The organism is Microvirga massiliensis (assembly GCF_001006805.1).
Lineage (GTDB): Bacteria > Pseudomonadota > Alphaproteobacteria > Rhizobiales > Beijerinckiaceae > Microvirga > Microvirga massiliensis.
In genome coordinates this window covers 152,985-162,564 of the sequence record NZ_LN811364.1, presented here as the reverse complement: position 1 = coordinate 162,564, position 9,580 = coordinate 152,985, and the positions used below count along the sequence as shown (strand labels likewise).

The 9,580-nt window shown below is 60.8% G+C and carries 8 protein-coding genes and 1 pseudogene; 7 read left to right on the top strand and 2 right to left on the bottom strand.

The genetic code is table 11. From position 1 onward, the window contains the following. The first annotated feature begins 107 nt into the window (after positions 1-107). The 7 genes and pseudogenes from BN1233_RS34400 to aroQ all read left to right on the top strand — a co-directional run bounded on the left by BN1233_RS34400 (position 108) and on the right by aroQ (position 6,185). A complete protein-coding gene (locus tag BN1233_RS34400) occupies positions 108-1,073 on the top strand; it encodes a shikimate dehydrogenase (RefSeq protein ID WP_082145843.1) in 966 nt (321 codons plus the stop codon). A 187-nt stretch (positions 1,074-1,260) separates the two neighbouring features. Then, positions 1,261-3,150 carry a bifunctional sugar phosphate isomerase/epimerase/4-hydroxyphenylpyruvate dioxygenase family protein gene (locus BN1233_RS34395; protein WP_046868128.1) on the top strand — a complete coding sequence of 630 codons (1,890 nt, stop codon included), beginning with the start codon at positions 1,261-1,263 and terminating at the stop codon, positions 3,148-3,150. Positions 3,151-3,167: 17 nt separating this feature from the next. Continuing rightward, complete coding sequence (gene pcaH / locus BN1233_RS34390) at positions 3,168-3,947, top strand: protocatechuate 3,4-dioxygenase subunit beta (protein WP_082145831.1); 780 nt, start codon at positions 3,168-3,170, stop codon at positions 3,945-3,947. 4 nt (positions 3,948-3,951) lie between these two features. After that, positions 3,952-4,584 (top strand): protocatechuate 3,4-dioxygenase subunit alpha, encoded by a 633-nt coding sequence (gene pcaG, locus BN1233_RS34385; RefSeq protein ID WP_046868127.1) that lies wholly within the window; start codon positions 3,952-3,954, stop codon positions 4,582-4,584. Positions 4,585-4,606: 22 nt separating this feature from the next. After that, on the top strand, positions 4,607-5,440 hold the full coding sequence (locus BN1233_RS34380; RefSeq protein ID WP_046868126.1) for a 3-oxoadipate:acetyl-CoA acetyltransferase: 834 nt from the start codon (positions 4,607-4,609) through the stop codon (positions 5,438-5,440). 38 nt (positions 5,441-5,478) lie between these two features. Then, positions 5,479-5,688 carry a hypothetical protein gene (locus tag BN1233_RS34375; RefSeq protein ID WP_046868125.1) on the top strand — a complete coding sequence of 70 codons (210 nt, stop codon included), beginning with the start codon at positions 5,479-5,481 and terminating at the stop codon, positions 5,686-5,688. A 55-nt stretch (positions 5,689-5,743) separates the two neighbouring features. Continuing rightward, positions 5,744-6,185: pseudogene (gene aroQ, locus BN1233_RS34370) on the top strand (type II 3-dehydroquinate dehydratase). Between the two features lie 27 nt (positions 6,186-6,212). Here aroQ and BN1233_RS34365 read toward each other — a convergent pair. Next, positions 6,213-7,664: an MFS transporter gene (locus BN1233_RS34365; RefSeq protein WP_046868124.1), complete on the bottom strand. Its 1,452-nt coding sequence runs from the start codon at positions 7,662-7,664 to the stop codon at positions 6,213-6,215. A gap of 766 nt (positions 7,665-8,430) precedes the next feature. Next, positions 8,431-9,126 (bottom strand): hypothetical protein, encoded by a 696-nt coding sequence (locus BN1233_RS34360; protein ID WP_048710732.1) that lies wholly within the window; start codon positions 9,124-9,126, stop codon positions 8,431-8,433. Positions 9,127-9,580: the final 454 nt, after the last annotated feature.

Here is a 9,580-nt window from a genome sequence, read left to right as displayed (position 1 = left end):
TTAAAGGTCACCTGAATACCCGAGCGCCTTAATTAAGGCCTCAGTCTAGGTTATTTGAAGAGACTGCCCCCTCCGGTATTCGGGTGAACAAGAGGGAGGTTATGGTCATGTCGAACGCAGGCTCGGGCCCTGCCGATCCGTTGGTCCTTGCAGGTGGTGCCTATTCCCAAAACCCCGAGGCGGCTAACGGCAGAGTGGCGGACGGGAGTTTTGCAAGACAGTATGCATCCGCCAGATCGGTCCTCGTCGGCCTGATCGGATCGGGCATTCAGGCCTCCCGCACGCCGGCCATGCATGAGCGCGAAGGAGCCGAGCAGGGCCTGCGCTATATTTACAAACTGATCAATCTCGACGTACTTCACCTCGGCCTTGATGCCCTGCCTGAACTTGTCACGGCTGCCCGGCGGATGGGGTTTGCCGGCCTCAACATCACCCATCCTTGCAAGCAGGCAGTCATCCCCCTTTTGGACGAGCTGACACCGGACGCCCAGGCACTCGGCGCCGTGAATACTGTGGTCTTCCAGGAAGGACGCAGCATCGGTCACAACACGGATTGGTGGGGCTTTGCCGAAAGCTTCAAACGTGAACTCGCGGACGTCAATCGCGACCGCGTCGTGCAGTTCGGGGCGGGCGGTGCAGGCGCTGCCGTAGCCCATGCGCTACTGCAGCTCGGCGTGCAGAATCTCATCATCGTCGACACAGATCCTGCTCGCGCAGAGTGGCTGGCTGGTGCGCTCCGTAGCCGTTTCGGGGCTGACAGAACGGCGGCACTGGCCGGCACTCTGGACGAAGCTGTCGCCAAGGCCCGAGGAGTCGTCAACACGACGCCAGTCGGAATGGCCAAGTATCCAGGCATGGCGTTGCCGGCGAGCCTGCTGCGGCAGGATCTCTGGGTCGCCGATATCATCTACTTTCCCCTTGAGACGGAACTGCTCCGGGAGGCAAAGGCCTTGGGTTGCCGCACCATGGGCGGCGGTGGCATGGCCGTCTTTCAGGCTGTCGGAGCCTTCCGTCTCTTTACGGGAATTGAGCCTAACGTTGAGCGGATGATGCAACATTTTCGATCGATGTGACGCGACCACGCTGACAACAACTACACAGACGCCAGCCTGAGGAAGCGCCGATGAACATGACAGCGGAAGGCTGCCTACTCGACACGTTCAGGCCTCGGAGCGGACATGATGCGTGCCGGCGGTTTCTGGCCGCCAGCGCCGTCACTGAAATTCATCAGATTTTTGGACGATAGAGGGGACGCCGGCCGTGCAGACCGCCATCGCGACTGTTTCCTTGAGCGGCACTCTGGAGGAAAAGCTCCAGGCCATTGCGGCCGCCCAGTTCAAAGGCGTCGAGATCTTCGAGAACGACCTTCTGTCCTTTAACGGCACCCCTGCGGACGTGCACCGGATGATTGTCGATCTCGGCCTTGAGACGATCACGTTCCAGCCGTTCCGCGATTTCGAGGGCATGCCGGAGCCGCAGAGGACCAAGGTGTTCGACCGGGCCGAACGCAAGTTTGACCTGATGCAGGAACTGGGATGCGACCTCCTGCTCGTCTGCAGCAATGTCTCGCCGCATTCCCTCGGCGGTATCGACCGGGCGGCTGCTGATTTTCACGAGCTTGGCGAGCGCGCGGCCCAGCGAGGCATCCGAGCAGGTTTTGAGGCCTTGGCCTGGGGGCGCCACATCAACGATTATCGCGACGCCTGGGAAGTGGTGCGCCGCGCGAACCATCCCTCCATAGGACTGGTGCTGGACTCCTTCCACGTACTGGTGCGTGAAACTCCACTGGATGCAATCCGGTCGATCCCGAAGGACAGAATCGTCCTGGTCCAGATTGCCGACGCCCCTCTGCTCGACATGGACTATCTCTCTTGGAGTCGTCACTACCGCTGCTTCCCGGGGCAGGGGGAACTTGCTGTCGACGCATTCATGGAGGCCCTCCAGGCCACCGGCTTCGACGACCTCCTGTCGCTCGAGATCTTCAACGACCGCTTCCGCGCGGGCTCGGCCCGCGGGGTCGCAGTCGATGGCCAGCGCTCACTGCTGTTCATGCTCGATCAGCTCCAGCGGCGCACGCAGGTTCCGGTCTCGGGGCTGCCCGATCTTCCTGCCCGAGCCGCATGCCACGGCATCGAGTTCGTCGAATTCGCCATGGACGAGCGCAGTGCGAAAGCCTTCGAGCAGACCCTGAGCGGCCTCGGCTTTGCCAGGGCCGGCATTCATCGCTCGAAGGAGGTCACGCGCTGGCGTCAGGGCGACATCAACATCGTGGTGAACTGTGACAAGGAGGGCTTTGCTCATTCCTTCAACATCACCCACGGTCCCTCGGTCTGTGCAATGACCCTGCGGGTCGATGATGCTCCCGCCACAATCGAGCGTGCCGTCAAGCTCTTGGATCAGCCTTTCAGGCAGGCGGTGGGGCCAGGCGAGCTGGATATCCCGGCCGTCCGCGGTCTGGGTGGAAGCCTGATCTATTTTGTCGATCACAAGAGCGGCCTCGACCGTCTCTGGGATGCCGATTTCGAGCCGGTCACCGAGGGCGGCGATTTCACCAGTGTTGGGCTCACGGCCTACGATCACTTGTCGCAATCCATGCATTACGAGGAGATGTTGACGTGGCTTCTCTTCTACGTGGCGCTGCTCGACGTACAGAAGACACCGGTGCAGAATGTGATCGATCCAGGGGGTGTCGTTCAGAGTCAGGTGGTGGAGACTGACGATGGAGCGTTCCGCCTCGCCCTCAATGCCTCGCAGAGCCGTCATACGCAGTCGTCGCGCTTTCTGACCGAAATGTTTGGTTCGGGCATGCAACACATCGCACTGGCAACGTCTGATATTTTCGCCACCGTCGATGGCCTGAAGACGAACGGCGTCGAGATTCTGCCGATTCCCGAGAATTACTACGAGGACCTAGAAGCACGCACGGATCTCGCGGAGGAGGAGATCGAACGTCTGCGGGCCAGCAACATTCTCTACGATCGGGACGGCGCGGCCGAGTTCTTCCAGGTCTATACGAAGACGCTGGAAAACGGTTTCTTCTTCGAAATCGTGGAGCGTCGCGGCTATCAGGGTTTCGGAGTCGTTAATGCTCAAATCCGTCTCGCCGCACAGACGCGCCTAGCGCCTCGCCCAACGATACCGAGGCTTTGACATTCAGGAGCATTCCTATGCCCGTCGAATCCGATCGCAGCGGTATAAGAAGGTCCGCTCAGGAGGACCTGCTCCATCCGGAGAGCGAGTTCATCCAGCGCGACCGCAGCCTTCACCCGCCGGCCTTAACCCCCACCTACAAGACGAGCGTCTTGCGCTCGCCCCGCATCCCGCTCTGGTCTCTGCAGAACTCCCTGTCCGAGGTGACCGGCCCTGTCTTCACCCCAGAGGATATCGGTCCCCTCGATAATGACCTAATCTTGAACTACGCCAAGGACGGCGAGCCCATCGGCGAGCGTATTATCGTTCACGGGCATGTGCTCGACGAGAATGGCCGGGGCGTGCCGGACACCCTGGTCGAGTTCTGGCAGGCCAACGCAGCTGGTCGCTATCGCCATGTCAATGATCGCTATCTGGCGCCCATCGATCCCAATTTCGGCGGGTGCGGACGCACCCTGACCAATGCCGAAGGGTATTACGCCTTCCGCACAATAAAGCCCGGAGCCTACCCGTTCCGCAACTTCGTCAACAGCTGGCGGCCCGCCCATATTCATTTTTCAATCTTCGGGTCCGGATGCGTCCAGCGCCTGATCACCCAGATGTATTTCGAGGGCGATCCGCTACTGCGTCACGACGTGATTGCCGGAACTATTCCCGACCCTGAGGCGGTTAAGCGTCTGGTCGCGCCGCTCGACTTGGATGCGGCCGTGCCGCTCGATTGCCTTGCCTATCGCTTCAACATCGTCCTCCGGGGGCGTCGGTCCACTCTGTTCGAGAACAAGCTGCAGGGGAACTAGAGCCATGATCCCGTCGCTGCCTCACCTCAAAGAGAGCCCGTCCCAGACGGCCGGCCCCTATGTCCATATCGGCCTGATTCCGCACCAGGCCGGCTTCGACATCTTCGAGAAGAGCTTCAGCAATGTCCTCGCCGGTCCCGACACAAAAGGCGAGCGCATCTGCATCGAAGGCAGCATCTTCGATGGCACGGGCGCGCCCACGCGCGACGTGCTGGTGGAGATCTGGCAAGCCAATGCGGCAGGCCGCTACAACCATCCCGCCGACCGGCAGGAGAACAAGCCTCTCGATCCCACGTTTCGGGGCTGGGGCCGGACCGGCACCAATTTCGAGACCGGCCTCTACACCTTCGAGACGATCAAGCCGGGTTCCGTCATTGGTCGTAAGGGGCACCGGCCGATGGCTCCACACGTGAACGTCTGGCTGGCCGCGCGCGGCATCAACATCGGGCTCAGCACGCGCCTGTATTTCTCCGACGAGGCGGAGGCAAATGCCCGCGATCCGGTGCTCAACATCATCGAACCCCGTGAGCGGCGGGACACATTGATCGCCCGGCGAGAGATCCGCGGCGGGGTGGTGGTCTACGTCTTTGACATCCGCCTCCAGGGCGAGCGCGAGACCGTGTTCTTCGATGTCTGATCACCAATCCAGGACTCTTGTGATGAACCCTGTTGTCATTGCCGTTGCGATCACCGGTTCCGTTCCGCGCAAGAAGGACAATCCGGCCGTTCCGATCCTGCCGCCGGAGCAGGTCGAGAGCACGCGCGACGCCTTCGAGGCGGGCGCCACGCTCGTGCACATCCATGTCCGCAACGACGACGAGTCCTCCTCGTCCGATCCCGAGCGCTTCCGCCAGGTACAGGAGGGGGTGCGCCGACTCTGCCCTGGCATGATCATCCAGTTCTCCACTGGCGGACGCGGACGTGACCCGTCCCAACGCAGCAGCGCACTGTCTCTGCGGCCCGACATGGCCTCGCTCTCCACCGGCTCGGTGAACTTCCCGACCATCGTGTACGAGAATCACACCACCCTGGTGCAGGATATGGCCGGCAAGATGCAGGAATTTGGCGTCCGGCCCGAGATCGAGATCTTCGACCTATCGCATCTGCACGGGGCGCGGCGTCTCGCCGACAAGGGCCTGCTCGACGAACGCCCGCACATACAGTTCGTCATGGGGGTGCAGAACGCCCTGCCGGCGGAGGAGCGGCTGCTCGATCTCCTGCTTAACGAGGCCAAGCACCTGTTCCCGGCCTGCACCTGGACGGCGGCGGGCATCGGCCGGCATCAGGCGCAGGTGATGGAATGGGCCTTGGCGCGTGGGGCCGATGCGGTCCGCACCGGACTGGAGGACAATATCCGGGTCACGAAGGAGCGGCTAGCGACATCTAATGCCGAGTTGGTCTCGCTGGCGACAGACGCCGTGCGCCGCCACGGCCGCCGTGTTGCGACACCTGAAGAGGCACGCAGGCTACTGGGGCTCAACTTGGCGGGCTGAGAGGCCCTCGTCGTTTTTTCACTCGTGGAACCCGATCTATGCCCCTGACCCAAGTGAAGGGCGTCGAGCTGTTCTACGAGCTTTCCGATCCGACCAGTGCGACGGTGGTGGCCTTCTCGAACTCGCTCGGCACCACCATGGCCATGTGGGACGGACTTCTTCGGGCGTTGCGTCGACGCTTATGCGGTCTGCTGCAGCACCTTCGGCCGCTTGGATCCGTGAGGGATTGTTGCAACTCCATCGATTGAGCATGACTTCCAATCTGCACGTCAAAGCGTAACGAGATCCCTGAAGGATGTCTCCGTGAGCCGTATTGTCTATGTCCTGAACGGTCCCAACCTAAAACTCTTGGGAAAGCGCCAGCCGGCCATTTACGGCCATGAGACCCTCGCGGATGTGGAGGCAGACTGCCGACGCGTCGGCCGGGAACTCGATCTCGAAATCGAGTTTCGTCAAAGCAATGCCGAGCATTGATTGGATCCAAGAGGCCAGGGAGCGGGCTAGCGGCATCGTCATCAACCCGGCGGCGTTCACGCACACATCCGTTGCCATCCTTGATGCACTGAACACCTGTGAGTTCCCGATCATCGAGGTGCATATCTCCAATGTGCACAGGCGCGAGCCCTTCCGGCACCATTCCTACGTTTCTCTGGTAGCGTCCGGCGTGATCGCTGGTTTCGGCACACAGGGTTATGGGCTTGCGCTTCAGCGCATTGCGCGTCTGATCCGGGACGCCACGACATAGCCCCCAAGCGGGGAGAGACCGCGTCCCCTAGATGCCTGCCTTGTGCATGCCCGCTTCGGATGTCTTGCCCAGTCCCGCGTCCCTGATCGACTGCTCCCGCAGTCGCTCGTACTCTTCTTTGGGAACAGGAACCGCGCCCGGGCGGCCGAGGTCCCTTAGGTGAACCCTGTACGTCTCGCGGGCACTCATGGCCGCAAGCGCCGCCACAACGGTTATTGCAAAGGTGATGCCTCCGACCGTGAGCGGGATGTTGGCCGAACCCGGAGGCGCTACGGCTGCGAAGAGTGCCGGGAGCAGGGCCGTGATGGTCGTTCCGACATTCTGGGATACGGCCATGGCGGATACACGGGTGCGGGTCGGAAAGAGTTCAGGATAGAAGCTCGGGAAAACAGCGTTGTAGCCCTGGTAGACGACGCCCCACATGAGCAGCGACATCACGATCGCCAGCGGCACGTTCCTGATGCTGATGGCATACAGGTAGGCGAACGAGAGCAGCCCAGTGGCGAGCGCTCCTCCGATGATCAGAGGCCTGCGGCCGATCTTGTCCGAGAGGTTGCCGACGAATGGAATGATGAGGACGGCCAGAATGTTGCCCAGAACCGGGATCCAGAGATAGACGTCCTTATGAAACCCGATGCCGTAGGCCGGCTGCACCGCGTAGGCTGCGCCGAAGATCGCTGTCACGACTGCGATCACGTTCATCAGGGCCATGCAGATGACCCGCAGCATGTCCTGCCAGTTCTCTTTGAATGCCTGAATGATCGGCGCCCTCGGGATCTCGCCGTGCTCTCCCTCTTCGGCAAAGGCAGGCGTTTCGTCGACCTCGCGACGGATGATGTAGCCTGCGATGATCACGATGAAGCTGAGAAGGAAGGGAATCCGCCAGCCCCATGAGTTGAACGCCTCGTCCGGCATGTAGGCTGCGAGCGGCAGGAAGACCGCCGCAGCGAGGATCTGCCCCGCCTGCACGCCCTGCAAGGTGAAGCTGGCATAGAAGCCGCGCCGGCCGAACGGAGCATGCTCGAGGATCATTGAACTGGCACCGGAGATTTCACCGGCGACCGCGAAGCCTTGGATCAGGCGGAGGATGACAAGAAGTGTCGGAGCGAGAACGCCCACCTGCTGGTACGTCGGCAGGAGCCCGACAGCCATCGTCGAGAGCCCCATCAGAAACATGCATAGGATCAGCACGTTCTTGCGGCCGTGAGTATCGCCCCAGTGCCCCAGTACGAAAGCTCCAATGGGGCGGGCCACGTAGCCGACCCCGTAGGTCGCCAGCGATGCCACGATGGCAACCGTGGGATTGTTTGACGTGAAGAAGATCTGCGGGAAGACCAGCGACGCTGCCGTGGCGTAGATGAAGAAGTCATAATATTCAAGCGCCGAGCCGATCCAGCCGCTGGCTGCTGCCTTTTTTGATTGGCGCACGACATGCGAGGGATGCGCGAGGTCCGGCGCGCGGTCCGAAATCTCTGCCATTGGGGTACCCTCCGATGCTGTGATGAGCGAATGGAGTCACGAAGGCAGGTCAGTGCTTGAGCGTATTGCAATTTTGCTATGCCGTCCACTTAAGCCTCGTCCAATGGGCTCTCGCTGTCGGCGAATACAATCCCCCTCTACAGATCGTTGAGCGTTGGTCAGTCGGGATCTGAATCTTACTGGTTATGCCGCTTCGCGTGAGCCGACGTAAGCTGTGCCATAACGCGGCGTCTCCGACGAATTGCGCCTACGGCGCACAATCATGTGCCTCTCACGGGGGTTTCCAAAGGTGAACCTATCCAACGGCGCGGCGCCCTCGCATCGGGACATCATCAGCGCAGCGAAAAGGTACAGGTGTTTGCTATACAATAAATGCAACCTCGATCTTCAAACGCTCGATATTGTATTGTGGGATAAATACAATATCTGTCTGGTCAGATGTAACGGGAAATGAACAGTGCCTACAAGCTTACCAAAGATTAAGAAGTTTAGATGTCAAGGCGAGTATGGTGATATGCTTATCGCTCGAGGTCAAATAGAAATAGTAAACATTGTGCTCGATCGGCTGGTCCGAATGTTTCCGTTTGCGCGCATCATTCTGACGTAATATTCAATAAATTTACGTCATCACAACAGAATCCCAAGAGGCGCGACAGCGAAGGATCATGAGAAAAGCTGCCAGCCGTTGGGTTTACCGGAGGGTAAGCTCCCAACGGTTCTCCAACAGGCGCTCGTGACGGCTTGTCGAAGTGCATGCTAGGACGACCTAATAGCAGGGCGGATACGGATAGTAGCCGCAGCGCGGAGGATAAGGATAGGGATTGTATCCGTACGAATACGCGGGCGGCGGAGGATAGTAGTAGGGCGAAGCGGCAGCGGCTCCCGCAGCCGCGGCGGCAGCACCGAGGAAGGCTGCGCCAGCATACCAGGCACCGCGTCCATGCCATCCCCAGTGATCGATGAACAACGCCGCGGGTCCGGTTGCCGCGCCCAGATTGCCTTCGAGGATTGCAACATCGAAGATCAGGTTGCTGCCCTCGGTCTTGGCGGATTTCAGAGTAACGACCGCGTCACTCACATTCGAGCCGCCGCCCAGCACCGAGACGGTGGCATTCGGCGGATCCTTGGCGAAGCTGCCGTTCCCGGCCCACTCGCTGACGAGGTCGGCGGTCGTCACATGACCGGCTGCTCTGACGGGCCGGTCCGCGAACACAATGGCGTTCGAAGAAACGCCCGTGAGGGTCAATTGATTGCCCTCGAGCCTCGCGCCATCAGCGTTGATGACCGCCAGGGACGGAATGGTGCCAGTCTCAGACCGGGAGGGCTGGCCGATGGTCTTCGCGAGCGGAACATGCGGCCTGTGCGTGGCCTCCTGGGCGCTGGCCTGTGGACCCAGGGCTCCGTTGATCCCGCAGGTCAGACCGGCGATCAGGATGAAACGAGCAAGATTGACGGGAATCATCGTGTTTCCTCCCTGTTTTCGGGACACTACCTCACGGCCGAACTCGAAAGCGCACACGGTCTTGGCGACGTCATGAGGCCCAGCATACTCCCAGGCGCAGTCGATCAGAAACGCCGGAACAAGTCGTAGGGGCGAACGGATGAGCCTCCCCGCTCGTACTCTGTTGGCCGGCACCGATAGCGGCGTAGTGCGGCAGGAGTAGGACCGAGGACCCGGGGCATCGGGACGAGCGTCGGTGGGCCTTCCCTGGCATCCTGCCTGACGAACGAGGCTACCAGCATTGTCTTTGCTGATCCACGCAGTGATGCAAGCGTCACGAAAGCTTGCTGTTGTATCAGGGCCAGAAGACGCGGGCATCCGCGTCGGGAAGCTAATTGCCGCGTCGGGAAGCTAACAGGCTGCGGAAAAACCCGCGCTGCATCTTTTGCGTGCGGCTTGTTCGTGATTTCCTGGT